Annotated in this window: 24 protein-coding genes; 9 read left to right on the top strand and 15 right to left on the bottom strand. The window is 67.2% G+C overall.

The genetic code is table 11. The annotated features are described in order from the left end of the window. Positions 1–363 precede the first annotated feature (363 nt). A complete protein-coding gene (locus HMPREF3014_RS24340; RefSeq protein ID WP_003101875.1) occupies positions 364–1710 on the bottom strand; it encodes a 4-hydroxybenzoate transporter PcaK in 1347 nt (448 codons plus the stop codon). A 304-nt stretch (positions 1711–2014) separates the two neighbouring features. On the opposite strand from HMPREF3014_RS24340, the gene HMPREF3014_RS24335 reads away from it, so the two are divergent. The 4 genes from HMPREF3014_RS24335 to HMPREF3014_RS24320 all read left to right on the top strand — a co-directional run bounded on the left by HMPREF3014_RS24335 (position 2015) and on the right by HMPREF3014_RS24320 (position 5946). Then, on the top strand, positions 2015–2794 hold the full coding sequence (locus tag HMPREF3014_RS24335; protein WP_023086782.1) for an IclR family transcriptional regulator: 780 nt from the start codon (positions 2015–2017) through the stop codon (positions 2792–2794). 242 nt (positions 2795–3036) lie between these two features. Beyond that, complete coding sequence (locus HMPREF3014_RS24330) at positions 3037–4080, top strand: Gfo/Idh/MocA family protein (protein WP_003101871.1); 1044 nt, start codon at positions 3037–3039, stop codon at positions 4078–4080. A gap of 22 nt (positions 4081–4102) precedes the next feature. Next, positions 4103–4918, top strand: a complete 816-nt coding sequence (locus tag HMPREF3014_RS24325; RefSeq protein ID WP_023086874.1) for a sugar phosphate isomerase/epimerase family protein — start codon at positions 4103–4105, stop codon at positions 4916–4918. A gap of 149 nt (positions 4919–5067) precedes the next feature. Further along, positions 5068–5946, top strand: a complete 879-nt coding sequence (locus HMPREF3014_RS24320) for a DMT family transporter (RefSeq protein ID WP_003101866.1) — start codon at positions 5068–5070, stop codon at positions 5944–5946. Positions 5947–5971: 25 nt separating this feature from the next. Here the strand turns inward: HMPREF3014_RS24320 and HMPREF3014_RS24315 are convergent, their stop codons facing one another. Both HMPREF3014_RS24315 and HMPREF3014_RS24310 read right to left on the bottom strand, forming a co-directional pair. Then, on the bottom strand, positions 5972–7237 hold the full coding sequence (locus tag HMPREF3014_RS24315) for an OprD family porin (protein ID WP_009875690.1): 1266 nt from the start codon (positions 7235–7237) through the stop codon (positions 5972–5974). Positions 7238–7302: 65 nt separating this feature from the next. Then, the gene (locus tag HMPREF3014_RS24310) at positions 7303–8628 is read right to left on the bottom strand and encodes an MFS transporter (protein WP_023086875.1); all 1326 of its coding nucleotides are present in this window, start codon (positions 8626–8628) and stop codon (positions 7303–7305) included. 545 nt (positions 8629–9173) lie between these two features. Between HMPREF3014_RS24310 and quiC the strand changes: the two genes are divergently transcribed. Further along, positions 9174–11078 (top strand): 3-dehydroshikimate dehydratase QuiC, encoded by a 1905-nt coding sequence (gene quiC, locus HMPREF3014_RS24305; RefSeq protein ID WP_003162034.1) that lies wholly within the window; start codon positions 9174–9176, stop codon positions 11076–11078. 92 nt (positions 11079–11170) lie between these two features. Beyond that, positions 11171–11839, top strand: a complete 669-nt coding sequence (locus HMPREF3014_RS24300; RefSeq protein WP_003101858.1) for a TetR/AcrR family transcriptional regulator — start codon at positions 11171–11173, stop codon at positions 11837–11839. A gap of 39 nt (positions 11840–11878) precedes the next feature. Here the strand turns inward: HMPREF3014_RS24300 and HMPREF3014_RS24295 are convergent, their stop codons facing one another. The 4 genes from HMPREF3014_RS24295 to pobA all read right to left on the bottom strand — a co-directional run bounded on the left by HMPREF3014_RS24295 (position 11879) and on the right by pobA (position 16157). Continuing rightward, entirely contained in the window at positions 11879–12733 is an 855-nt protein-coding gene (locus tag HMPREF3014_RS24295; RefSeq protein WP_034017285.1) for a shikimate dehydrogenase, read from the bottom strand. After that, positions 12730–13176, bottom strand: a complete 447-nt coding sequence (gene aroQ, locus HMPREF3014_RS24290; protein ID WP_003106162.1) for a type II 3-dehydroquinate dehydratase — start codon at positions 13174–13176, stop codon at positions 12730–12732. Before aroQ ends, HMPREF3014_RS24295 begins: the two co-directional genes overlap by 4 nt. 116 nt (positions 13177–13292) lie before the next feature. After that, complete coding sequence (locus HMPREF3014_RS24285; RefSeq protein WP_003123834.1) at positions 13293–14798, bottom strand: MDR family MFS transporter; 1506 nt, start codon at positions 14796–14798, stop codon at positions 13293–13295. A gap of 174 nt (positions 14799–14972) precedes the next feature. Next, the gene (pobA, locus tag HMPREF3014_RS24280; protein ID WP_023086876.1) at positions 14973–16157 is read right to left on the bottom strand and encodes a 4-hydroxybenzoate 3-monooxygenase; all 1185 of its coding nucleotides are present in this window, start codon (positions 16155–16157) and stop codon (positions 14973–14975) included. Positions 16158–16334: 177 nt separating this feature from the next. Between pobA and HMPREF3014_RS24275 the strand changes: the two genes are divergently transcribed. Continuing rightward, on the top strand, positions 16335–17201 hold the full coding sequence (locus tag HMPREF3014_RS24275; protein WP_023086877.1) for a helix-turn-helix domain-containing protein: 867 nt from the start codon (positions 16335–16337) through the stop codon (positions 17199–17201). Here the strand turns inward: HMPREF3014_RS24275 and HMPREF3014_RS24270 are convergent. From HMPREF3014_RS24270 to hudA, 6 genes are all read right to left on the bottom strand, one after another. Further along, positions 17198–17644 (bottom strand): GNAT family N-acetyltransferase, encoded by a 447-nt coding sequence (locus HMPREF3014_RS24270; protein WP_003084100.1) that lies wholly within the window; start codon positions 17642–17644, stop codon positions 17198–17200. The genes HMPREF3014_RS24275 and HMPREF3014_RS24270 overlap by 4 nt on opposite strands. A gap of 77 nt (positions 17645–17721) precedes the next feature. Beyond that, the gene (locus HMPREF3014_RS24265) at positions 17722–18156 is read right to left on the bottom strand and encodes a CBS domain-containing protein (protein WP_003084101.1); all 435 of its coding nucleotides are present in this window, start codon (positions 18154–18156) and stop codon (positions 17722–17724) included. Positions 18157–18310: 154 nt separating this feature from the next. Continuing rightward, positions 18311–18952: a suppressor of fused domain protein gene (locus tag HMPREF3014_RS24260; RefSeq protein ID WP_003161829.1), complete on the bottom strand. Its 642-nt coding sequence runs from the start codon at positions 18950–18952 to the stop codon at positions 18311–18313. A 264-nt stretch (positions 18953–19216) separates the two neighbouring features. Further along, a complete protein-coding gene (locus HMPREF3014_RS24255) occupies positions 19217–19504 on the bottom strand; it encodes a hypothetical protein (protein ID WP_023464214.1) in 288 nt (95 codons plus the stop codon). A gap of 91 nt (positions 19505–19595) precedes the next feature. Then, positions 19596–20072 (bottom strand): MarR family winged helix-turn-helix transcriptional regulator, encoded by a 477-nt coding sequence (locus HMPREF3014_RS24250; RefSeq protein ID WP_003145040.1) that lies wholly within the window; start codon positions 20070–20072, stop codon positions 19596–19598. Between the two features lie 40 nt (positions 20073–20112). Beyond that, a complete protein-coding gene (hudA, locus tag HMPREF3014_RS24245) occupies positions 20113–21603 on the bottom strand; it encodes a UbiD family decarboxylase HudA (RefSeq protein WP_023086879.1) in 1491 nt (496 codons plus the stop codon). Between the two features lie 196 nt (positions 21604–21799). Between hudA and HMPREF3014_RS24240 the strand changes: the two genes are divergently transcribed. Then, positions 21800–22222: a hypothetical protein gene (locus tag HMPREF3014_RS24240; protein WP_023086880.1), complete on the top strand. Its 423-nt coding sequence runs from the start codon at positions 21800–21802 to the stop codon at positions 22220–22222. Positions 22223–22241: 19 nt separating this feature from the next. On the opposite strand, the gene HMPREF3014_RS24235 is transcribed toward HMPREF3014_RS24240, so the two are convergent. Continuing rightward, positions 22242–22928: a YoaK family protein gene (locus HMPREF3014_RS24235; RefSeq protein ID WP_003106170.1), complete on the bottom strand. Its 687-nt coding sequence runs from the start codon at positions 22926–22928 to the stop codon at positions 22242–22244. Positions 22929–23091: 163 nt separating this feature from the next. Next, complete coding sequence (locus tag HMPREF3014_RS24230) at positions 23092–24024, bottom strand: hypothetical protein (RefSeq protein WP_023086881.1); 933 nt, start codon at positions 24022–24024, stop codon at positions 23092–23094. 564 nt (positions 24025–24588) lie between these two features. On the opposite strand from HMPREF3014_RS24230, the gene HMPREF3014_RS24225 reads away from it, so the two are divergent. Continuing rightward, positions 24589–25674: an IS5-like element ISPst12 family transposase gene (locus HMPREF3014_RS24225; RefSeq protein ID WP_031633778.1), complete on the top strand. Its 1086-nt coding sequence runs from the start codon at positions 24589–24591 to the stop codon at positions 25672–25674. Positions 25675–25908: the final 234 nt, after the last annotated feature.

The raw sequence follows: 25908 nt of genomic DNA, 5'->3' as shown, positions 1-25908 counted from the left end.
GCCCGGCGGCGGATAACCGCAAGCGGTTATGCACCCTACGCGACGCCCACCCTTGGGGTGGGCGAATAACGCCACCGGCGTTATCCGCCGATACACCGAAGCCCGACGGCGGATAACCGCAAGCGGTTATTCGCCCTACGCGATGCCGACCCCTGGGGTAGGGCGAATAACGCCATCGGCGTTATCCGCCGATACACCGAAGCCCGGCGGCGGATAACCGCAAGCGGTTATGCGTCCTACGCGATGCCGACCCCTGGGGTAGGGCGAATAACGCCATCGGCGTTATACGCCGATACGCCGATACGCCGGCGTCCGGCGGCGGATAACCGCAAGCGGTTATGCGTCCTACGCGATGGGGCAGTTTCACCCCGCATCCGCGTGACTGACCAACCCCTTCAGCAGCACCGCGGCGGTGGCCAGTGCAGCCGGCAGCACCAGGGCGGTCAGCACCTGTTCGAAGTTCCAGCCCAGGCCCAGCAGGGTGGCGCCGATCCAGGCGCCGAGGATGGCGCCGAAGCGGCCGATACCGAGCATCCAGGAGACCCCCGTGGCCCGCCCCTGGGTCGGATAGAAGCGCGCCGCCAGCGACGGCATCGCCGACTGCGCGCCGTTGATGCACATGCCGGCCAGCAGCACCAGGGTCGCCAGCAGGGTGACCTGGCCGAGGCTCTGGCCGACGCACCAGGCGAACACCCCCGCCAGCAGGTAGAACAGGCCGATCACCTTGTGCGGGTTGAAGCGATCCATCGCCCAGCCCACCGCTACGGCGCTGAGCACCCCGCCGAACTGGAACAGCGCGCCGATGAACGCCGCCTGCTCCAGGCTCGCGCCGCTATCGCGCATCAGGGTCGGCAGCCAGCTGGTGAGCAGGTAGACGATCACCAGGCCCATGAAGTAGGTCAGCCAGAGCAGCAGGGTGCCGGCGCTGTAGGTACCGGAAAAGATCACCGCGAACACGTTGCGGGCCTGCACCGTCTGCTGCTCGGGGACGTGGAAACTCCGTGCCAGCGCCACCTGCGCCGGGGCGATGGGGGCCAGCACCTGGCGTACCCGCTCGCTGCCGCGGTTGCGCACCACCAGGTAGCGCGCCGATTCCGGCAGGCGGAACAGCAGGACTACCGCCAGGACCAGCGGTAGCAGGCCGCCGAGCAGCAGCAGGCTGTGCCAGCCGAACAGCGGGATCAGCTTCGCCGAGACGAATCCGCCGCAGGCCATGCCCAGGTTGAAGCCACAGAACATGCTGGTCACCAGCAGCGACTTGAGGCGCTCGGGGGTGTATTCGGAAAGCAGGGTGGTGGCGTTGGGCATCGCCGCGCCGAGGCCGAGGCCGGTGAGGAAGCGCAGCGCCAGCAGTTGCTCGACGTTAGTGCTGTAGGCCGAGGCCAGGCTGAACAGGCCGAAGAGGAAGACCGCCGCGACCAATACCAGCTTGCGTCCGTAGCGGTCGGCCAGCGGTCCGGAACCGAGGGCGCCGAAGACCATGCCGATCAGCGCGGCGCTCATCACCGGCCCGAGGCTGGCGCGGTCGATGCCCCAGTCCTGGGTCAGCGCCGGAGCGATGAAGCCCATCGCGGCGGTGTCGAGGCCATCGAGGAAGACGATCAGGAAGCACAGCAGGACGATCCGCCATTGGTACGGCGAAAGCGGCTGGGCATTGATGAAGGCTTGCACGTCGAGTCGTTCGACGGCGGGCAGGCTGGGGCTGTTCATGGGACGGGTTCCGCGGCGAGAGGAGGGCGTGGGACGAGGGTCGGACGCGTGGCTCAGGTGCAGGCGGCGGAAGGCAAGGCGTGCTGCGGCATGTCGGGATTCCCCTGTTGTTTTTGTAGCGGAGGCGCTCGGCCTGCCGGGGTGCAGACACATTACGGAGGGCCATGGGGAGTGGCAATCCGATAATCGTTTATCGGTTCGCTGATCGAACGAAACCCTGTGAAATCTCGACCTTCGCCAGGCTGTGAAAATCCGGAACCAGATTCTAGAATCCTGCCTTTCCTCGACTCAGGAACGCCCCTCCATGGCCGGTAGCCTCATCGAACGCGCCCTCGGCTTGCTCGAACTCCTCGCCAGCGATGCCCGTGGCCTGCCCCTGCAACAACTGGCGGACCGCCTGGATATCCCCAAGAGCGCCGCGCACCGCATGCTCGCCGAGCTGATCCGGCTCGGCTACGTGCGCCAGGACGACGACACCAGCCGCTACCGCCTCAGCACCCGCCTGGCCGCGCTGGGCTTCCGCTTCCTCGCTTCCAGCGGGGTGGTCGACCTGGTCCAGCCGGTGCTCGACGGGCTCGCCCGGGAGACCGGCGAACTGGTGCGCCTGGGGGTGATCGAAGGCGATCGCCAGACCTGGATCGCCAAGTCCCAGGGCGCCACCTCCGGGCTACGCTACGACCCCGACATGGGGCGCGAGGCGCCGCTGTTCTACACCGCATCCGGGCACGCCTGGCTGGCCAGCCTGAGCGACAAGGCGGCGCTGGCGCTGGTGGAGCGCCAGGGCGTAGGGGCGGCGCGGGACTTCGGTCCCAACGCGCCGCGCTCCAGGAGCGAGCTGCTGCGCTACCTGAAGCGCGCCCGCGAGCACGGCTATGCCTGGCAGATCGAATGCTCGGCGCCGGGCATGGCGGCGATGGCCGCACTGGTGCGCCACTCCGAGGACGGACGGGCTCTCGGCGTGCTCAGCGTGGCCGGGCCGAGCGCACGCTTCGGCGAGGCGCGCATGCACGAACTGGCGCCCCTGCTCCTGGCCGCGGCGCAGGACCTGTCCCACGCCAGCCAGGCGTCCGAGCTGTTCCGCTGAGCCATCCGGCCCGGCCCCAGTCCTTTCCCGACATCAGCGTTCGAATAGCGAACGCTTTCTTGCCTGTCACGAGCCCGCATGCGGCGGGCCTTTCCGCACTTCCATGGATGCCCCGGCGGTAGTGCCGTCTCGAAGCGCTCTTGCGCGGGGCCAGCCATTCGTTCAAATAATCTCCCTCGCTAAATCTGGAACGAAGTTCTGGAATCTTGAAGCGAACAAGAAAACAACGATTGGGGACCGCCTTGGACGCACCGCTTCGCATCGCCCTCATCGGCGCCGGCAATATGGGCCGCCAGCATTACCACCGCTTGCAGCGAATCGCCGGCGCGCGCCTGTGTGCGGTGGCCGATCCCCAGGGCCAGGCGTTCGCCGCGGACGCCGGCGTGCCCTGGTTCGGCGATCATCGGAGGTTGCTGGAAGAAGCCCGGCCGCAAGCGGCGATCGTCGCCAATCCGAACAACCTGCATGTCGCCACCGCCCTCGACTGCCTCGCCGCCGGGGTGCCGCTGCTGCTGGAAAAACCGGTCGGCGTGCAGCTCGACGAAGTGAGCGAGCTGGTGGCCGTCGCCCGGCGATCTGGCGTTCCGCTGCTGGTCGGTCACCATCGTCGGCACAATCCGCTGGTCGTGCGGGCGCGCCAATTGATCGCCGAGGGCGCGCTCGGTCGGTTGCTGTCGGTCACCGCGCTCTGGCAGTTGAAGAAGCCCGACAGTTATTTCGAGGTGGCCTGGCGTCGCGAGCCCGGCGCGGGAATGTTGCTGACCAACCTGATCCATGACCTCGACCTGCTCCGCCACCTGTGCGGGGAAGTGCGGGAGGTGCAGGCGCTGGCCGGCAACGCTATCCGTGGCCTGCCCAACGAAGACAACATCGCGCTGCTCCTGCGCTTCGCCAATGGCGCCCTGGGCAGCCTGACCGGTTGCGACGCTGCGGCGGCGCCCTGGAGCTGGGAGCTGGCAGCCGGGGAGAACCCGGTCTATCCGCGCCAGGCCGAGCAACCCTGCTACCTGCTGGCCGGCACCGAAGGTGCCCTGAGCCTTCCCCAGCTCCGCCGCTGGCGCTACGCCGAGGCTCGGCAGGGCTGGCACGACCCGCTGGCGGCCAGCGTGGAGGCCGTGGCGACAGGCGACCCCCTGCAACGCCAGCTAGAGCACTTCGTCCGGGTCGCGCGGGGCGAGGAAGCGCCATTGATGGATGCCACCGACGCCGCTCGCACCCTGGCGCTGGTCGAGGCGGTTCGCGAGGCCGCGCGCAGTGGCCGGGCCTGCGCGCCGGCCAGTTTCTGAACCGCTGACGATGAGGTAGTGCATGGAATCGAGGATTCTTTCCCTGGCGGCGCTCACCGTGCTCGAGCTGTCGCCCCCGGACATGGTCGAGGCTGCCGCCCGCGCCGGCTACAGTCATGTCGGCCTGCGCCTGGTGCCGGCCACCGTGGAAGAGCACCACTATCCGCTGCTGGCCGATGCCGGCCTGCGCCGGCGGACCCTGGCGCGGCTGCGCGACAGCGGAGTGCGCACGCTGGACGTGGAGATCCTGCGCCTGCGTCCGGACACCCGCGTCGGCGAGTTCGCCGCGGTGCTGGAGGTCGGCGCCGAGTTCGGCGCGCGCTATGTGCTGGTGGCCGGCAACGATGACGACGAACGGCGCAGCGCGGACAATTTCGCCGCGTTGTGCGACCTGGCGCGGCCGCTCGGCCTCGACCCGCACCTGGAGTTCATGCCCTGGACCGGGATCCGCGACCTGCGGCAGGCCGCGCGGGTGGTCGAGGCGGCGGCGCGGGACAACGCCGGCCTGTTGCTGGACGCCTTCCATTTCGACCGCTCGGCCAGCAGCCTGGAAGACCTGCGGGCGATCCCGCCTGCGCGCCTGGGCTACGCGCAACTCTGCGATGTCGTCGGGCCGCGTCCGACGTCGATGGACGAAATCCTTCGCCAGGCCCGCGAGGAACGGCGCTTCCCTGGCGATGGCGGGCTCGATCTGCTGGCGCTGCTGCACGCCTTGCCGGAGAACCTGCCGCTGAGCCTGGAGGTGCCCGCGCTGGATCTGCTCGCGCGCGGCGTGGATGGCGCGGAGCGGGCGCGGCTGGCGATCGAGCGGACCCGGGCGCTGCTCGCCCGCCTGTAGCGCCACCGCGCAGGCAGGTTGCCCGTTTGCATAATGGAACGGGGTTCTATAGTTTCCAAACGTTGAAGCCGATCGTTTCTTTCCTCGATGGCGGGTACCGTCAGAATAAATAGCCTGCTATCGATTTGCCCTGGTGCCCGGACCCTCCGATGAACGCATCCACCTCCCCGCTGCCCGCCAGCGACCAGACCCTGCGCGGCATCCTGCTGATCTGTGCCGCGGTGTTCCTGTTCGCCAGCCACGACGGGTTGTCCAAGTTCCTTTCCGGTTTCTACCCGATCGTCATGGTGGTCTGGGCCCGCTACCTGGTGCACACCCTGTTGATGGTCGCCGTGTTCGTGCCGCGCAACGGCCTCGCGGTGATCCGCAGCCGCCGTCCGCTCATGCAGTTGGCGCGGGCGCTGTGCCTGATCGGCACCAGCCTGTTCTTCACCACCGGCCTGCGCTACCTGCCCTTGGCCGAGGCGACCGCGGTGAACTTCCTGGCACCGCTGCTGGTGACCGCGTTATCCGTGCCGCTGCTGAAGGAGAAGGTCAGCCTCGGCCAATGGCTGGCGGTGCTCACCGGCTTCATCGGCGTGCTCTTCATCGTGCGTCCCGGTGGCGCGCTGTTCACCCCGGCGGCGTTGTTCCCGCTCGGCTCGGCGCTGTGCTTCGGGCTCTACCAACTGCTCACGCGGATGCTCGCCAACAGCGACAGCCCGACCACCAGCAACTTCCTCGCCGGCATCTTCAACACGCTCATCATGAGCCTGCTGGTGCCGTTCTTCTGGCAGACTCCAAGTCTTCTCCACGGCCTGATGATGATCGCCCTGGGCGGTTGCGGCATGGGCGGCCACCTGCTGCTGACCCAGGCCTTCCGCCATGCGCCGCCGGCGACCCTGGCGCCGTTCAGCTATGGCCAGATCATCTTCGCCGGCCTGCTCGGCCTGCTGGTGTTCGGCCACGTGCCGGATGCCTGGGCGCTGCTCGGCATCCTCGTCATCTGCGCCAGCGGCCTGGTGGTCGCCTGGCGCCGTGGCCGCTGAACGCAACGGGGTTGGCGCGTAGGCTTCACAACAGGCTCAGCGGATAGCTGACGATCAGCCGGTTCTCGTCGAAGCGGGTATTGCTGCCCCAGTCGCGGCGCTGGCTGGAGTTGCGCCAGCGGACGTTGAGACGCTTGAAGGCGCCGCTCTGCAGCGTGTAGCCCAGCTCGCTCTCGCGTCCCCATTCGCTGCCGTCGTCGGTGACTCCGGCCAGGCGCACATGGTCGCCATGCAGGTAGCGGGTCATGAAGGTCAGGCCGGGTAGGCCGAGGCCAACGAAGTCGAAGTCGTAGCGCAGTTGCCAGGAGCGCTCGCCGGGATTGTCGTAGCTGGCGTTGTAGCTGTCGTTGGCCAGGGTTCCGCCGCTGGTGCCGTTGACCCGCATCCAGCCGTCGTCGCCACTGACCTTCTGCAGGCCGAGATAGAGGGTATGCAGCCCATAGCGCGCGGAGAACAGCGCGGAAACGGTGCGGTTATCGAGCTTGCCGGCGCGCGCGCTGCCAGCGTCGCGGCCACGGAATCCGCCGAGGTTGGCGCCCAGCAGCCAGTCGCCGAGCGGCTGGCTGTGTTGCAGTTGCAGGTACTGTTGGCGGTAGATGTCCTTCAGCTCGGCGTTCCACAGGCCGAGCAGGCTGCGTTCGCCATTGAAGCGATATTCGCCGCCGGCGAAATCGAAGCGGTCGGAAGTGGCGGCTGGCCGGCCGAACAGCGACATGTCCTGCATGCTTGCGTCGTTGCGCGGGCTGTTGCCGCGGAACTGGCCGGCGTAGAGGGTCAGGCCGGCGATCTCGTTGGCGCTGAGCTGGCCGCCGCGGAAGGTCTGCGGCAGCGAGCGGCCATCGTCGGAGCGGAGGATCGGCAGCACCGGCATCCATTCGCCGATCTTCAGTTCGCTGTTCGAGACGCGCAGCTTGCCGGCCACCGCCAGGCGTCCGAAGTCGTCGGCCGGGCGGCCGTCGTCGTGGATCGGCAGCAGTTGGGTGCCGGCCGTTCCCTTGCCGCCATCCAGCTTCAGGCTGTAGAGACCGAGGACATCGAGGCCGAAGCCGACGCTGCCCTGGGTGAAGCCGGAGCGGGCGTCGAGGATGAAGCTCTGCGTCCACTCCTCGGCCTTGCCCTGGCTGGCATCGCCGACGAAGTTGCGGTGCAGGTGGAAATTGCGCGCGGTGAGGCTGGCCTTGGCATCTTCGAGGAAGCCTTGCCCGGCGTGGATGTGCCCGGCATGGACTGGCAGGCCGGCGCCCAGGCAGAGGGAAGCGCAGAGCGCGCGGACGTGGCTCGGGTGCGACATGGGTGTGTCCCTTCGTTCTTGTTCTCTAGGCAGGGAGGCGCCCGGCGAGCGCCGGGCGCTTGGACTCAGGCTTCGATCCGGCGCGGAGCCATGAAGTACAGCCAGGTCAGGGCGATGAAGTACATCGCCGGGATCATGGTGAAGAGCACCGCGTAGTTGTTGTTCGTCGCGGTCAGTACGCCGCCGACGATCTGGGTCATGAACATCCCGCCCAGCGCCGCGCACATGCCGCCGAAGCCGAACACCGTGCTCATCAGGTGCTTGGGCGTGTAGTCCATCACCAGGCTCCAGATGTTCGCCGTCCACGCCTGGTGCGCGCCGACCGCCAGGGCGATGGCCAGCACGGCGATCCACAGGCCGCTGGCGTTGGCGGCGAACACCACGCCGACGATGCTGCAGGCGAACAGCAGCATCGACAGCAGGCGCGCGCGGATCGCCGGCATGCCGCGGCCGATCAGCCAGGACGAAAGGATGCCGCCGCCGACGCTGCCGAAGTCGGCGGTCAACCAGATCAGGATCAGCGGGATGCCCATCTGCGTCACGCTGATGCCCAGGCCGTACTGCTGGTTGAGGAACGGCGGCAGCCAGTAGAGGTAGAACCAGAACACCGGCGCGGTGATCGAGTAGGCCAGGGCGAAGGCCCAGGTGCCGCGGCGGCGGAGAATCTGCGAGAAGGGCACGCGGGTGGCGGGCGGCTCCTCCTGCTGCTGGATGTATTCCAGCTCGCTCTGCTTCACCCGCGGATGCTCCTCGGGGTTGTAGTAGTTGCGCCACCAGACCACCAGCCAGACCAGACCCAGCGCCGACATGCAGAGGAACGCCGCCTGCCAGCCCCAGACGCCGAGGATCAGCGGCAACAGGGCCGGGGTGACCATCGCGCCGACATTGGTGCCGGCGTTGAAGATGCCGGTGGCCACCGCCCGTTCCCCGGCGGGGAACCACAGGCGGGTGGTCTTCACGCAGGCCGGGTAGTTGGCCGCCTCGGTCAGGCCGAGGATGAAGCGACAGACCATGAAGCCCGCCGCCGAGGTCGCCAGGCCGTGGGCGCCGGTGGCCAGGCTCCAGAGCAACACGGCGAGGAAGAACGCGCGCTTGACCCCGACCTTGTCGATGAAGCGGCCCTGGAGGATGAAGCCGATGGCGTAGCCGACCTGGAACCAGAAGTTGATGTTGGCGTAGTCCATCGCCGTCCAGCTCATCTTCTCGGCCAGGATCGGCTGCATCACGCCGAGGGCGGCGCGATCGATGTAGTTCAGGGTGGTGGCGAAGAACACCAGGGCGAGCATGCCCCAGCGCGTCCGGCCGACGGCGAAGGCGTTGCGGATCCTGCCGCCGCGGGATTCCCGCGGGGCGTCGGCGGCGAGCAGTCGAGAGCTGGAAGAGTGGATCATTGGCGGGGCCATCCTTTCGGCGGCCGGCGCCTGGGCGCCCGGCCTGGATTTGTCGTTCTGGGTTGCACGCGGGCGGGCCAGGGGCCGCGCCGGTGTCAGCGGGCCCGGGGCGGACGGGCCGGACGAGCGGCCAGCGGACGGGATGGAGGGCGGACGGAGAGGTCGGCGATGGACATGAGCGGGTACCCGATTCTTGAAATTGTTATGTCGCGTGGGTTGCGCAGGTGCCCGGAAAGAAGCGCGGAGCGCTTCCGGCAGATCGGGACGGCCTGCACGGGTGGCAGCGATGGTGCGCGATTGGTCGAAAAAGCGTCAATTCGATAATCGTGCTTCCGTTCGATATTCGAACGGAATACTAACCAGTTCGTACATTTTGCGTTGCCCGTCAGTTGGCGCAAACCAATAATCGGCTTGCCGGGCGAGCGGTCTCAGCGACCCGAAGTGGCTTCCCGGCGCATCCCGCGCGGGCTATCCGCGCCTCCGCCGTTCCGCCGCCGGCCCTCGCGCGGCGCCAGGCGCCGTAGGGCGCATTGAGGAGTCGAAGCATGCAGCGTTCGATCGCCACCGTATCCCTGAGCGGCACCCTGCCGGAAAAGCTCGAGGCCATCGCCGCCGCCGGTTTCGACGGGGTGGAAATCTTCGAGAACGACCTGCTTCATTACGACGGCAGCCCGCGCGACGTACGCCGGCTGTGTGCCGACCTGGACCTGGAGATCCTGCTATTCCAGCCGTTCCGCGACTTCGAGGGCTGCCGCCGGGAACGCCTGGAGCGAAACCTGGAGCGCGCCGAACGCAAGTTCGACCTGATGCAGGAACTCGGCACCGACCTGGTGCTGGTGTGCAGCAACGTCGCTGCCGATGCCCTCGGCGAACCGGCGCTGCTGGCCGATGACCTCCGGCAGCTGGCCGAGCGCGCCGCCGTCCGCGGCCTGCGCATCGGCTACGAGGCGCTGGCCTGGGGGCGCCAGGTGAACACCTGGGAGCAGGCCTGGGACCTGGTGCGGCGGGCCGACCAGGCGAACCTCGGGCTGATCCTCGACAGCTTCCACACCCTCTCGCTGGACGGCGATCCCCGCGGCATCGCCGATCTTCCGGGGGAAAAGATCTTCTTCGTGCAGATGGCCGACGCGCCCTTGCTGGCAATGGACGTGCTGGAATGGAGCCGGCACTTCCGCTGCTTCCCGGGTCAGGGCGGCTTCGACCTGGCAGGCTTCCTCGCGCCGGTCGTCGCGTCCGGCTATCGCGGTCCGCTGTCGCTGGAGGTCTTCAACGACGGCTTCCGCGCCGCGCCGACTCGCGCCAACGCCGTCGACGGCCTGCGCTCGCTGCTCTACCTCGAGGAGAAGACCCGCGAGCACCTGCAACGCCAGACGCCGCACGTGGCGGTGGACGAGCTGTTCGCGCCGCCGCCGGCGAGCCTCTGCGACGGCATCGAGTTCCTCGAGTTCGCCGTCGACGAGACGCTCAGCGCGCGCCTTGGCCAGTGGTTGCAGCGACTGGGCTTCGCCAGGGCCGGCGAGCACCGTTCGAAGAATGTCAGCCTGTTGCGCCAGGGCGACATTAACCTGGTACTGAACGCCGAGCCCTATTCCTTCGCCCACGGTTTCTTCGAGGCCCACGGACCGTCCTTGTGCGCCACCGCGCTGCGCGTGCGTGACGCCGGCCAGGCGCTGGAGCGCGCTCGTGCGTACGGAGGCCAGCCGTACCGCGGACTGCTCGGCCCCAACGAGCGGGAAATCCCGGCGGTGCGCGCCCTCGACGGCAGCCTGCTGTATCTGGTCGAGCGGCACACCGAGGGCCGCAGCATCTACGACAGCGACTTCGTGACGAACGACGCCGACACCTCCGGCCTCGGCCTGCGGCGCGTCGATCACGTGGCCCTGGCGCTGCCCGCCGAAGGCCTGGACAGCTGGGTGCTGTTCTACAAGAGCCTGTTCGACTTCGGCGCCGATGACGAGGTGGTGCTGCCCGACCCCTATGGCCTGGTCACCAGTCGCGCCGTGCGTAGCCCCTGCGGCAGCGTGCGCCTGCCGCTGAACATTTCCGAGGACCGCAACACCGCCATCGCCCGTTCGCTGTCCAGCTATCGCGGTTCCGGCGTGCACCACATCGCCTTCGATTGCGCCGACATCTTCGCCGCCGTGGCCCAGGCCAAGGAGGCCGGGGTCGCACTGCTGGAAATCCCGCTGAACTATTACGACGACCTCGCCGCGCGCTTCGACTTCGACGACGAGTTCCTCAGCGAACTGGCCTACTACAACGTCCTCTACGACCGCGACGCCCAGGGCGGCGAGCTGTTCCATGTGTTCACCGAGCCGTTCGAGGAGCGCTTCTTCTTCGAGATCCTCCAGCGCCGCCACGGCTACGCCGGCTACGGCGCGGCCAACGTGCCGGTGCGCCTGGCGGCGATGGCGCAAGCGCGGCGGGGTGTGCGCCGGGTCAAGCTGTGAGAATTGTCGGGGCTCCGGCAGGTGCTCTTCCTACAGCCGGGCGGGCCCCGCATAATCGGCCGCAATTCCCGCCGGCCACGAGTGAGTCACCGATGTCCAAGCCTGATCCCGCCGTCGTGGAGGAATCCGCTCCGCGCGGCAAGGGACGCAAGAACAATCCCGAGAAGACCCGCCAGGACATCCTCCGCGCCGCCATCGACGAGTTCGTCGCCCAGGGCCTCTCGGGTGCGCGGGTGGACGCCATCGCCGAGCGCACGCATACCTCGAAGCGGATGATCTATTACTACTTCGGCAGCAAGGAACAGCTCTACCAGGCCGTGCTGGAGAAGCTCTACAGCGACATCCGCGGTATCGAGGGCACCCTGCGGCTGGGCGCGCTGCCGCCGGCCAAGGCGATGGAGAAGCTGGTGGAGTTCAGCTTCGACTACCACGACCGGCACGTGGATTTCGTGCGCATCATCAGCATCGAGAACATCCACAAGGGCGAGCACATCGCCAGCAGCGAACTGGTGCAGAGCGTCAACAGCTCGATCGTCCAGAGCATCGCCGAGATTCTCCGCCGCGGCGAAGCGGAAGGGGTGTTCCGCGCCGGGCTGGAGGCGCTCGACGTGCACATGCTGATCAGTTCGTTCTGCTTCTACCGGGTGTCCAATCGCTACACCGTGTCGCGGATCTTTCGCACCGACCTGCACGACGCCGAGGTTCGCCAGCGGCACCGGCGGATGATTGGCGAGGCGGTATTGCGCTACATCCGTGCTTGACTCCGGTCCCCTCTCCCCTTGGCGGGAGAGGGGCGCCACTCAGTCGCCCAGGCTGGCGAAGTGCGCCTGCATGCGCGCGGCGTCGGCCGCCACCCCGCTGAACAGTTCGAATGCCTTCACCGCCTGGAACACCGCCATGGTGCCGCCGTCCAGTGTGCGGCAGCCGAGGGCGCGGGCCTGGCGCAGCAGCTCGGTTTCCAGCGGAAAGTAGATCACCTCGGCGACCCACAGGTCGGCGCGCAACAGTTCCGCTGGCACCGGCATGCCGGGTAGCTTGGCCATGCCCACCGGGGTGGTGTTGACCAATCCCTGGGCGTCGCCCAGGGCGCCGGCCAGGTCGCTGCCGGCGAGCGCTCGTGGCGCGCCGAAGTGCTGGTTGAGGTTGTCCGCGAGGGCCTGGGCCCGCGCCGGGTCGACGTCGAACAGGACCAGCCGCTCGACGCCCTCGGCGAGCAGCGCATGGGCCACTGGCGCGCCGGCGCCGCCCGCGCCCATCTGCACCACGCGCTGGCGCGGCGCGTCGGCCAGGCCGCGCCGAAAGCCCTCGGCGAAGCCCAGGCAGTCGGTGTTGTGGCCGATGCGCCGGCCATCGCGCAGCACCACGGTGTTCACCGCGCCGATGCCGCGTGCCTCGGCGGAGAGGTCGTCGAGCAGGGGGATGATCGCCTGCTTGCAGGGGAAGGTGACGTTCAGCCCGGTGAAGCCGAGGTCGCTGGCGGCGGCGAGCAGGAACTCCAGGTCGTCCGCCGACTTGCCCAGCGGGTCGAGATCGATCAGCCGGTACAGATAGCGGATGCCCTGGGCGTCGCCCTCGCGCTCGTGCAGGGCAGGGGTCCGCGACGCCTGGATGCCGGCACCGATCAGGCCGGCGAGAACCGATCGCGGCGCGCTCATGCGGCCGCCTCGAAACGCTCGGCGAAATGTTCCAGGGCCAGGCGGTAGCCGAGGCTGCCGAATCCGCAGATCACTCCCAGCGCCACCGGCGAGACGTAGGAGTGGTGGCGGAACGCTTCGCGCTGGTGGACGTTGGACAGGTGCACTTCGACCACCGGCAGTTCCACCGCGGCCAGGGCGTCGCGCAGCGCCACCGAGGTGTGGGTCCAGGCGGCGGGGTTGATGACGATGCCGGCGACCCGGCCGCGGGCCTGGTGGATCCAGTCGAGCAGTTGGCCTTCCTGGTTGGTCTGGCGGAAGTCCACGGCGAAGCCGCGCGTCTCGGCGAAGGCCGCGCATTCGTCGGCGATTTCGCCCAGGGTCCGCCGGCCGTAGGTCTGTGGCTCGCGGGTGCCGAGCAGATTCAGGTTGGGGCCGTTCAGGACCAGTACCGTGCGCGTCATGGCGCAGCCTCCACAGCAATGATGTCATCGATGCCGGGAAAATGTACCGAACGGTTACTTTTGTAAACCGGACGCCGTCGCCGACGGGACGAAAGCGTTCGATTATCGGCGTCCGCTCACTCGCCTGCCGTCGGTTGCGTCGCGCCGCGGCCGCGCAGGGTCATGTCGGGCAGTGCCGAGGCCACCGCCAGGCCGAGCAGCGCCACCGCCGCGTTGACCAGGAAGAGCACCTTGAAGGCATCCGCGAGGACATGCTGGAGGATCACCCGGGCCGGCCCGCTGGCGGCGTCCAGGCTGCTCAGCAGGGCGCTCTCGGAAAAGCCCTGGTCGAGCCCGCCGCCGATCCGCAGGTGCTTGAGCAGGGCCAGCAGGATCGCCGACATCAGCGCCACCCCGACCGCCCCGCCGAGGGAGCGGAACAACGTCGCGTTGCTGGTGGCGACGCCGATGTGGCGTTGCTCCACGGCGTTCTGCGCGGCCACCAGGCTGGTCGGGAACTGGGTACCGATGGCGATCCCGGTGAGCAGCATGCACAGCCCGGACAGCCAGTGGTCGCCGACCGGGACCAGGGCCAGGCCGGCGATGCCGCAGGGCAACAGGACGGCGCCGAGCAGGATCAGCGGCTTGTAGCGTCCCAGGCTGGCGGTCAGCCGCCCGCAGCAGTACGCGCCCAGCGGCAGGCCCATGACCAGCGGCAGCAGATGCAGCGCGGCGCTGTCGGCGCCGGCGCCGGTAACGCTCTGGTAGCGCAGCGGTACCAGCACGGTCAGCGAGATGGCCTGGAAGCTGGCGAAGAACGCAACCAGCCAACTGAGGGTGGCGGCGCGGACGGCGAACAGTTGCATCGGCACCAGCGGTTCGCGGAAGCGCCGCTCCTGGGCGACGAACAGCAGCAGGGCGAGCGCCGCCAGGGCGAACAGGCCGAGCAGCGCAGGGTCGCTCCAGGCTGCGCCCTGGCCGATCTGGGTGATGGCCAGGAGCAGCGCGGTGAGGCCCACCACCATCAGCACGATGCCCAGGTAGTCGATCACCGGTTGCCGGCGCGGCACCGGCAGGCCGACCAGGGTTCGCCGCGAGATGGCCAGCGCGAGAAGGCCGATCGGCAGGTTGATCCAGAATACCCAGCGCCACGACAGGTACTCGGTGAGCAGGCCCCCGAGCACCGGGCCGGCGACGCTGGCGATGGCGTACATGCTGCTGAAGTAACCCTGGTAGCGGCCGCGCTCGCGCGGCGGGACGATGTCGCCGATGATCGCCTGGCTCACCGCCATCAGCCCGCCCGCGCCGATCCCCTGCAGCACTCGCGCCAGCACCAGTTGGCCCATGCTCTGCGCGAGCCCGCAAAGCAGCGAGGCGGCGGTGAACACGACGATGGCGAAGAGCATCAGACGGCGGCGGCCGTAGAGGTCGCCGAGCTTGCCGTAGATCGGCATCGATACGGTCATCGCCACCATGTAGGCCGAGATCACCCAGGCCAGCAGGTCGAGGTCGGCGAAGTCGGCCGAGATCGCCGGCAGGGAGACGGCGACGATGGTCTGGTCGAGGGCGCTGAGGAAGATCGACAGCATCAGGCCGGCGAGGACGGTACGGACGGCGGGCGGGTTCTGGGCGAGATCGGACAAGACGGCACCTGGGGCGGACGGAACGCGAAGGCAGCGGGCATCATACTGCGCCTGGGGTAGGACAGGTGCCGGGGAATATCGATCCGAGGGTCGTCTTTCGTCGATATTCGCCTGCGCCAACGTTGCGTCCCGCCTTGGGAACGGTGCCCCGGCGTTGCGCCGGGGTGGCGCGGCCTACTCGATTTCCTCGTAGGGCAGGCCGACATAGTTCTCGGCGATGGTCGCCAGGCCCGCCTCGGAGCCCAGGTAGTACTCCAGTTCGGTCTGCTGGATGCGCTGGCTGAACGCGTCGGTGTCGGGGAAGCGATGCAGCACCGAAGTCATCCACCAGGAGAAGCGTTCGGCCTTCCAGATCCGCCGCAGGCAGATTGCCGAGTAGCGTTCCAGCAGTTCGCCCCGCCCTTCGCGGTAGGCCTTCAGCAGCAGCCGGTAGAGCGTGCTGACGTCGCTGGCCGCCAGGTTCAGTCCCTTGGCGCCGGTGGGCGGCACGATGTGCGCGGCGTCGCCGGCGAGGAACAGCCGGCCATGCTGCATCGGCTCGACCACGAAGCTGCGCAGCGGCGCGATGCTCTTCTCCAGCGAAGGACCGGTCACCAGTTTCTCCGCCACCTCGGCCGGGAGGCGCGCTTTCAGTTCCGTCCAGAAGCGCTCGTCGGACCAGTCCTCGACCTTCTCCGACAATGGCACCTGCACGTAGTAGCGGCTGCGGGTCGCCGAACGCTGGCTGCACAGGGCGAAGCCGCGCGGATGGTTGGCGTAGATCAGTTCGTGGCTGACCGGCGGGGTGTCGGCGAGCAGGCCGAGCCAGCCGAACGGATAGACCCGCTCGAAGACCTTCAGCCGTTCCGCCGGGATCGATTGCCGCGAGATGCCGTGGAAGCCATCGCAGCCGGCGATGTAGTCGCAATCCAGGCGCAGCCGTTCGCCGTCGCGTTCGAAGGTCACGTAGGGGCGCTCACCTTGCAGGTCGTGCAGGCGCACCTCGGCGGCCTGGTAGACGGTAGTGGCGCCGCAGGCTTCGCGGGCTTCCATGAGGTCGCGGGTGACCTCGGTCTGGCCGTAGACCGTCACCGTCTTGCCGCCGCTCAGGCGCTTCAGGTCGATGCGCCGGCGCTGCCCGGCGAAGGCGATCTCCACGCCTTCGTGGACCAGCCCGTCGCGCGCCATGCGCCGGTCGACGCCGGCCTCGCGCAGCAGGTCGACCATACCCTGTTCCAGCACGCCGGCGCGGATGCGGCCGAGCACGTAGTCCGGGGTCTGGCGTTCGAGGATCACGTTGTCGATGCCGGCCTTGTGCAGCAACTGGCCGAGCAGGAGGCCGGACGGACCGGCGCCGATGATGGCGACTTGAGTCTTCATTGCGGATAGCCCTCTCGCTGTTATGGCTGGCCGGCGGCGCATGCGCCGGCGCTGATCTTGTCTGGAGGTGGCTGTATTTTTGTTTGCCGTGGGGTGCTATAGAAGGCAAATTGCCGATCTATTTCTGGACTTTTATAAACTCTGTTCGGCAATCGGCCATTTCGCTCGGAGGGCTCGATGACGGATTCCACCCGCGACGTCCCGGTGTTCAAGCTCTACGGCGCGCCCCTCGAATGGCCGACCCCGGACCTGCTGCACTGCGAGTCGATCCCCGCCCGCAGTCGCCTGCACGATTGGGAGATCAAGCCGCACCGGCATGCCGATCTCGCTCAGTTGCTCTACGTGCGCAAGGGCTGGGCGCAGCTCCAGGTCGAGGGCGAGCCGACTCGCGTCGAGCAGCCCTCCATCCAGTTCGTACCGCCGTTGTGCATCCATGGCTTCCAGTTCTCCGAGCGCATCGACGGCTACGTGCTGACGCTCGCCGCACCGTTGCTGGCCCGCTTGCAGGCGCACCTCGGCGCGCAGCGCCAGGCGCTGGAAGCGCCGGGGCTGTACCCGGTGGGCGCGGACCGGCGCTATATCGACACGCTGTTCGACGCCATAGACGGCGAGTACGCCGGCGCTGCGCCGGCGCGCGAGCTGTTGTTGCAGTCGCTGATCGGCGTGCTGGCGGTGTGGCTGGGGCGGCAGGTGATGGTCCGGCGGGCGGAGGCACGGCCGGGTCGTGGTCAGGAATACCTATCGGCCTTTTCGCAACTGGTCGAGCGGCATTTCCGCGAGCACCTGGGAATCGACGAGTACGCGCGTCGCCTGGGCATCTCCCCGGCACACCTGAACAGCGTGGCGCGCCGCCTCAGCGGGCAGACCGCACTGGGCATCGTGCACCAGCGCCTGCTGCTGGAGGCCAAGCGCGACCTGGTCTACACGGCGATGACGGTGAACGAGATCGCCGACCGCCTCGGCTTCAGCGAGCCGGCCTACTTCACCCGTTTCTTCAAGCGCCTGAGCGGCGTCTCGCCGAGCGTTTTCCGCAAGGGCGACTAGTGTTCGCGGCGCAACTGGACGATCTCCAGCGCGCGCCCCTCGTCGTCGCGCGGGCGTCGGCCGCTCTCGACGAAGCCGCAGCGCGCGTAGAACCCCAGCGCCTCGCGGTTGGCGGCGTAGACCTCGACCTCCAGCGCGCCCTTCAGGGTTGCCGCGTGCTCCACCAGTTGCCGGCCGATCCCGCGCCCGTGGGCCGTCGGGGCGACGAACAGGCCGCCGATGAAGGCATCGAGCAGGCCGATGAAGCCCAGCGGCGTATCGCCGTCCAGCGCCAGCCAGGTTTCCGAGGCATCCAGATAATGATCGCGAACCAGTGCCTTCTGCTTCTGCAACTCGGCTTCGCCGAGGAAACCGTGGCCGACGCGCGAGGCCTCCAGCCAGATGGCGAGGGTGGCATCGCGGTCGGCGGGAATGTAGCGGCGGATCTTCGGCGGAGAGGACATGGCGGCGGCTCGCAACGGGAACAGCCGCGGATTATCGCGTGAGCCGGCGGGAAAAGGGCAGGGCCGGCATGTACGCTTCAGTCGCCGCGGATGTACTGTTCCAGTTGCTGGATCAGCTCGGCCTGCTCGGCGATCGCCGCCTTGACCAGGTCGCCGATGGACAGCAGGCCGAGCAACTGGCCGTCTTCCACGACCGGCAGGTGGCGCAGGTGGCGATCGGTCATCAGGTTCATGCAGGTGTCGACGCTCTGCTTCGAGTCCACGCTGACCACCGGCGCGCTCATGATCGCGCTGATCGGCGTACCGATGGACGAACGGCCCTTGAGGACCATCTTGCGCGCGTAGTCGCGCTCGCTGACCACCCCGACCACCTCGCCATGGTTCACCACCAGCAGCGCGCCGATGTTCTTTTCCGCCATCAGGCGCAGGGCGTCGAGCACCATCTCGTCTGGTCCGATGGTGTACACCTGCTGGTTCTGCTTGGCGTTCAACAGTTGTGCCACGGTTTTCATACGCGCCCCTCCGGAGCCGTTCTCACGTCCAGCAAGAATCGTAGACGGCGAGCGGATCGGCAAGCGGGGAAAACGGCATCGAACCGATTGAAAAACGTCATCATCGCTTTCCCGACGAAGGTAGGGCCCGCGCTATTAGTCTTTCCCTGCGGGGCTAGTGCAGCACCCGTGCGAGCCCTTCCGGCGACTGGCCGGTGACGTAGCAATGGCGGTGCCGGTCGAGGCTGAGCGGGTGGCCGGCGTCGGTCAGCAGCCTGGCGATGCCCTCGAGGTGTTCCTTGACGTTCACCTGGTATTCCTGCTCGGTCAACGGCACGACCCACAGCAGGTCGACCGGATGCGCCGACAGGGCGAAGCCGTCGAACAGGGAGGCATCCTCCTCCAGCGGCGCCGGGAGGAGAAGGAAGTGCCGCAGCAGGCTCTGCTCGTAGAGCGGGAAGCCGAACGCCACCGCATGTCCATGTCCCAGGGCGAGGCGCTCGTGGAATGGCAGGCCGGCGAGCCATTGCAGGTGGCGCAGGTCATCGCCGCCCAGTTCGTCGAGATAGCAGATCAGCTCGGCGGACCAGCGCGCCTTGCCCATGTAGGGCGCGAAATGCATCGGTGCCTGGCTCATCCCGGCGGTGATCACCACATGGTGCGGCCGCCGGGTGCTTTCCAGGCGATAAGCGAAGACCGCCATTTCCGGCACCGCTACGCAGTGTCTCCAGAAGTCCCGGCAATCCAGGGTCATGGCGGGCGCACAACCGAAATGGGCGTCGTATTTCTCGCGCAGCCGGGCGATGTAGTCGTTCATCTTCGGTCCTCTGGACTTAGCGGGTGGGGCCGGACATGGGGCGCCGGGGGCGCGGCCGGTTCCATGCGAGGGCAGACCAGTGATGGCTGATCCTGGTTGCCGTTGGGTGACCAATGGAATGCGAACGGCGACTGCCGAGAAATCGGCTCGTTCCGAGAGAGGCGAGAGGCTTTCCTTCTTGGTGCGTAGGAAAGCGCTGAGGGCAGCTGAGGGTATCTGTCGGGAACGGAAAAAAGCCCGTCGGGAACGGGCGAAGAGGGAAGCTTACCAGGGCAGCGGGAAGTGGCCTTCCGCGCGCAGGTAGTCAGGATCGGGGGTGAACGGGTCGATCTTCTGCCGCTTGCTGCAACCCTGGCGTTCGCAGTCCCGCAGGCGCTGCAACGGCGAGCGGTCGTCGCGCTGGATGCGGATGCCTGTGACAGGCGCGCCTTCGGAAAGGCTGTAGCTGCGGCCGCTCTCGCAACCGGGCAGGGTCAGGCAAAGGCAGAGGAGCAGGGTGGTGTGCGGGTGTCGTGGCATTGCGGGTCGAATGGGCTTGCGAAGGCCGCCCATGCTATCAATCGGCCAGCAAATAGGGGGCCGGATGGACAGTCCATGACCGGGATGAGAGTTGCTTCGCAAACCCGGAGATGCCCTCGAAAGGCTATTGCGTCACGCGGGAAAGCCCGTCGAAGGCCCGCAGCAACTTGCCCAGGACGAGGGTCAGCGCCTCTTCTTCCGGGCCGGCGCCGAGACCCGCCAGCAGCCTTTCGTCGAGCCCTGCGACCTGTGCCAGGGCCTGCTCGAACACCGCCTGTGCCGCGGGGCTGCGGCGCACCAGCACGGCGCGCCCGTCGTCCGGATCCGGCAGGCGGCTGACCCAGCCGCGCCGCACCAGCCGTTCGATGGTCCGGCCCAGCGCAGTGCGGTCGGTCTGTGAGTGCTCGATGAGCACGCTCATCGGCACGTCACCGTCGAAGGCGTGGATGATCCGCAACGCACGCCATTCATGCAGCCCCAGTTCGAGAGGGGCAAGCAGGGCGGTGAGTTGCCGTTCGCGCTGGCGGACGATCTCCGTCATCAGGTACAGCGGGCCTTGGGGCAGCCCCAGTGCGTTCGTCTCGGTCATTGGCCCGGTCACCTTCCTCGATCCTCTTTCGCCAGGGCGGGGATTGTAGCGCTCAGGCGTCGCCGAATCCGTAGTCGCTCCAGCGTTCTTCGACTCGCCTGCGCAGCGCCGTCGGATAGGCGTGGCGGAACGACGCCGTAGCGGCACGCATTTGCCCGGCGAACTGTTCCGGGTACAGGCAGTTGATCACCAGCCGACCGCCGCTGCCTCGTGCCTTGTCCTCGGCATCGAGGTAGGGAACCATCGGGAAGTCACGGATCTTCGGGAAGGCGAAATGGTCGTGCAGCGGATGCGCGCGGGTCGCCAGCGCCCATACCACCTGGTCGATCTCGGTGACGTCGATGTCGTTGCCGACCAGGATCAGCTTCGGCACCAGGTGTCCGGCATGCGAGCCGAAGACGGTCTCGGCGACCCGTGCGGCGAAGGCCGCGGCGTCGGTGCCCAGGGCCGCCAGGCGTTGCACGTCGATCGACAGCACGGCCCAGCAGGTCGCCGCCTCGTAGGAGCACCAGACCATGTCCACCGGCAGTCCGGCGTTCTGCGCCACGTCCAGCAGTTGCGCGGAAATCATGGTGCCCCAGATGGTGTGGTTTTCCTCCGGTGGCGTGCCGGCGACGCAGATCGGCAGGATCGGCTGGTCGCGGAAGCTCAGCGCATGGACGTGGAACAGCGGCTGCGGCTTGCCGGTGGGGAAGGAATAGCCGTGGTATTCGCCCATCGGGCCTTCCAGCGCGGTTTCGTCGAGGCTGATCTCGCCCTCCAGGACGATCTCGGCATTGGCCGGAACCCACAGGCCGTTGGTCTGCGTGCGCACCACCTCCACCGGCTCGCCGACCAGGGCGCCCACGTAGCCGGCTTCGCTGACCCCCTCCGGCAACGGCATGCCGGCCGCCGCGAGTGCCGCTGGCGGTGCGCCGAGGGCCATCGCCCAGGGCGTTGGCTTGCCCTGGCGGCGCCACTGCTCGCGGATGATGCCGATGTGCTGGGCGGGAATGGTCGGACCCGCCAGGGTGTTGCGGTCCACCAGCATCAGCCGGCCCACCGACCAACTGTCCCAACTGCCGTCCGGCGTCTGTACCACGTGGAAACCGTAGGTGCCGAAATAGCGCCCGCCGTCCTGCTCATGGAGCAAGGGAACCGGGAAGCGGGTCAGGTCCACCTGCTCGCCGAGCCAGACGTTTTCCTGCACCGGCCCGCGCTCCAGCCGGCGCGGCGCGATCGGTTCCGCGCGCATCGCGGCGCGCAGCATGGCCACGATGTCCCGCGGCCCGCTGTGTTCCGGCAGGCCGAAATGCAGCGCCAGGCGCGAATGGGCGCGGGCCCTGTCGGCGCGCAGGCCGGCCGGCGCGCCCAGTACCCGCGCGCCGGGCAGGCTGTCGCGGATGTTGTGGAACAGCGGGGCGGGTGCGCGGCGTTCGTAGACCCGGCGGGTGATGGCGCCGATCTCCAGGTTGGCGTCGACCTCGGTGTGCACGTCCACCAGGTCACCCTGGCGACGCAGGTGGTCGACGAAGTGGCGGAAATCCAGGGCGCTGCGGTTCATCGGCTCGCCACTCCATATAAGTGCGTGTGCATGCATCTTATGTGCTGATGCGTTCTTTAGGCAAGCGGAGCCCGGTCGGTTCGCGGGCTGGCCGGAAGGTCGCCACCTAGGCAAGATATATGGCTGGTTGGAAGCCCTGGCAAGCTTCCTTGCGCAGTCGCGGCACAGGATCGGCGAGCGCCGTCGTGGAGGAAACATGGAAGCGTGCGATACAGCGGGCATTATGGATGCGATCACGGCTGTCACCGGCGTACTCACCCTTCTGGTGGCGTGGGCAGCATTGTTTTCGTGGCGCCGGCAAGAGCGTCAGAAAGCGATATTGGCGTGGAAGGCCGATCTGGTGGACTACGCCTACGGGTTTCCCAGTCTGCCGGTGATATGGGGTTACCAGACGCACAAGGACGAGATCGACCAGGCCGCAGAGCGTTTTTATCGGTGCGTGAAAAGCTACATGGTCATGCGCGAGCTGGTGTCGCGGAAGCGAATGAAAGCCTATGAGCGAATCTGGCGCCAGGCTCATTTCGTTCATGAGAAATGTACATTCGAAGGGCAAATGACCTGCGCCATCGCCCGGGATCTGCTTTCCCAGGCTTACCTGAACGATTTTCTGAAATCTTGATGGGACAGCTCCCGGCCGCTCAACGCACCATATAGTCCATCTGCCATGGCCGCGGAATCACCAGTGCCAGCAACGCGAGAAGAGCCGCCAGCGCTGCGCTCGCCGCCATCGCCGCGAGGCCCAGTTGCTGTTCCAGCAGGGCGCCGAGCACCGCGCCGACGCACATGCCGCTCCAGGGCACCAGTTGCACTCGCCAGCCGTTGCGCCGCTCGCCCAGCAGCCAGCGGCCGAGGCCGCGGCCGAAGCGGGAGAGGGCGCCGGTGACGTAGGTCAGGCCGATGGGCAGGCCGTTGACCTGCTCGACCACGGCGTTGAGCATGCCCATGGCGAGGATCGCGGCGACCAGCGCCGGCACGTTCCAGTCGAATGGCCAGACCGCCGACAACGCCAGCAGCATCGCGCAGCAGACCAGGATCGGCGCCGCCCGGCGCCCGCTGAAGCGCGCCAGTATCACTCCCAGCGCGTTGCCGACGACGAAACTGGCCAGGGCGACGCTCAGCCGCACCAGCCCGCCGAAGTCGCCCTCGCCCAGCGATACCGCCAGGCGCGTGGTGTTGCCGCTCATGAAGGAAACGAAGTCGCCGGTGGCGAGGAAACCGATGGCGTCGGTCATGCCTGCCAGTACCGACAGCCCGGCCACCAGGCCGAGCCCGACACGCCCGCGCGTCCGCCGCAAACGAAGGCGCCGCGCGCTGCTACCCACCATGCTGTCTGGAAGCATCCGGAGAAACCACCCGCAGGAAGAGAAGGTCCGCCCCAGTGCGGACTCCCGATCTTAAGGCTCTCCCCAGGGAAAAGGCCAGGGGCGAGGCGGAGCGTCTGGGGCCGAAGATCCTGGTCAATCGGCAATGACAGTGCGGGGCGGGGCCTCAGATATCGAATACCGGTACCTGGTTTCCACCCAGTACCTCGATCTTGTCGGTCCGGTAGACCACCATCGCCTTGCTGCAGGTCACCGTGGAACGACCCTCTTTGCTGGCATTGAGATACACCGTGCCCTTGCCGGCGTAGACCGCTCTCGCGTTGGCGGCGATGCGCAGCTCGAGGGCCGCCGCTTCTCCGTCCTCGTCCCCGGCGAAGTCGCACCCGTAGAGGGCGATGGCCAGTTCCTTGCCGAACAGTTCGAGAAGGGTCGCACCAAAGGCCTGGGGCTTGACGAACTGCTTGCCCTGGACACGCCGGGCCATGACGTCCGCGGTGCTCTCGCCGTGGGGGTTGCCCAGCCAGAGTTGGCCAGCCGTGCCGTGGGTGGCGATGAGGATCGTATCGATGAAGTACTGTTCGCCGCTCTCCGCGGCAACCTTGCCTAGATCCCGAACCAACTGGGCGTAGTTGGTATCGGCCTTGATCGCGAAGGCCGGCTTGTAGAGCTTGTTCCGCGCATAGGCGACGACCGCCTCCGCGAAGGCGCTGCCGGAGTCGCCTCTCCGGATCTCCTGCTGGAAGTCGTGGTAGATGACCAGGACCGCCCCTTTCCTGACCGGGCCGCTGAGCCCTCCCTTGACGATGTCGAGGGCGAAACGGAAATTGGCGCTGAGCACCTGGGACGCATGGGTAGGAAAGGTATCCGTATCGGTCAGCAGTTCTACTTCGGTACCGACCAGCACCTCCTTTCGTTCGTCGCCCTCCGCCCAGGGCGTGTCGTCCACATCCGTTCCGTAGATCCTTGCGTCCAGGTCGACCTCGACGAGCGTACTCACTGTGAAGGGCACCAGAAGCTCTTCCGGGCCGAGTCGATTCTTGACCACGGCGCCCTTGCCTTGCTTGGCGATTTTCGTGACTACGCCATGCCATGAGCGCATCCTGTTGCTCCTGTGGGAGTCCTGGTAGGAACGGCATCCGAGCATGCAGAACTATAGACGTGAAACGGCCAGCCCCGAGGAACTATCCGCCGATCGACCCTCCATCTGGCCCCGGCATTGAGTGCCATTCCCGGCCGGACAGGATCGGTTGCTCTGGTCTCGCGGCGAGGGACAGGCGCTGCTCGGCGGAGCGGGTGGCGGTGAGGCAGGTCTGAAAGCAAAAAGCCCGCACAAGGCGGGCTTCTGGAAGATGGCGCATCCGGCGGGATTCGAACCCACGACCCCTGCCTTCGGAGGGTAATGCGGTACAGGAATCTTGGTTGGTGGCAAGCGTTCAAAAATGCCTCTAAGTGCCGTCCCGCAAAGCTTTGGCCTTATCTAACTGCCTGCAGTTTATAGCTCTTAGCGATATCTAAGGGTGGGTATCTAGGGCACAAAAAAGAAATGGGGCCCAGCGCTTTTTGACACCTAGCCAGCCCCTAGCAGGCCGTTGAAAAAAGCCAGAGCCCGTGTGGCTCTGGCAAAATGGCGGCCATCCTCTTCTGCCGAAGCCAGCCCAAGCCGATGCGTGGACTCGACCTCAAACAAAACGAGCTGTTCAGTTATACGACGCTGGAGCAGCGCATCCCGAACGATCACCCGCTGCGTCCCCTGCGAGGCCTGGTCGATACCGTTCTGGCTTCGATGGATCGGGACTTCGACGGGCTGTATTCCACCCTGGGACGGGCCTCGATTGCGCCGGAGCGGCTGCTGCGCGCCTCGTTGCTGCAGGTGATTTACACCATTCGCTCCGAGCGGCAGTTGGTCGAGCAGATTGATTTCAACCTGCTGTTTCGCTGGTTCGTCGGCTTGTCGATGGACGAGCGCATGTGGGATCACTCGACCTTCAGCCAGAACCGTGACCGCTTGTTCAACCAGGATGTAGCGCGGCTGTTCTTCCAGCGCATCAAGTCGCTGGCCGCATGGTCCGAGTACGCCAGCAACGAGCATTTCAGCGTCGATGGCACGCTGATCGACGCCTGGGCCTCGCACAAGTCTTTTATCAAGAAGGATGGCGGCGACCCACCGGAGGATGGCACGCGCAACCCCGATGCCGACTTCAAGGGCGAGAAGCGCAGCAACGCGACCCACCAATCGACCAGCGATCCCGAGGCCCGGCTGGCGCGCAAGAGCAATGGCGATGCCAGTCGTCTGGCGCACATGGCCCACACGATGATGGAGCACCGCAACGGTCTGATCGTGGATGTGGAATGCACCGAGTTCAATGGACGTACCGAGGTAGAGGCGGCGCTGGAGATGCTGGAGCGCACGGCCAAGCCGGGCAGCACGGTAGGTGCAGACAAGAATTACGACCAGAAGCGTTTCGTGCAGAGGGCGCGCGAGCTGAAAGTGACACCGCATGTGGCGCAGAAGCGCAAGGGCAGCGCCATCGATGGGCGCACCACGCGGCATCCGGGGTATGCCGCCAGCCAGAAGATCCGCAAGCGGATCGAAGAAGGTTTTGGCTGGCTGAAGACGGTTGGCGGCCTGCGCAAGACCAAGCTGATCGGTCGCGCCAAGCTGAGTGCTCAGTTATTGCTGGGTTTCTCGGTCTACAACCTGATCCGACTGGGTAGCCTGTCGGGTTGGTGGCGAGGATCGCATGTATAGGGCGAGTTACGCCCAAAAAACGCCGAAAGGCGTGAACGTGGTGCTGAAACCTGTCAAAAAGGCCTGAAGTCAGGCCTTGTGTGGACTCCGTTAGGCCAAAGCGCTTGAAAAAGCGCCAAACCGGACGGGTTGGGGCAGTTGAAGCCGAGTTTTTCAACGGCCTGCTAGCGCCGACGCACGCCTGATCAGCGAGCTGGCCAGCCTGGCCTTTACCGACACCGCGCAGAACGTGGT

The organism is Pseudomonas sp. HMSC065H01 (genome assembly GCF_001815235.1).
GTDB lineage: Bacteria > Pseudomonadota > Gammaproteobacteria > Pseudomonadales > Pseudomonadaceae > Pseudomonas > Pseudomonas aeruginosa.
This window is presented reverse-complemented; position numbering and strand designations above follow the sequence as displayed.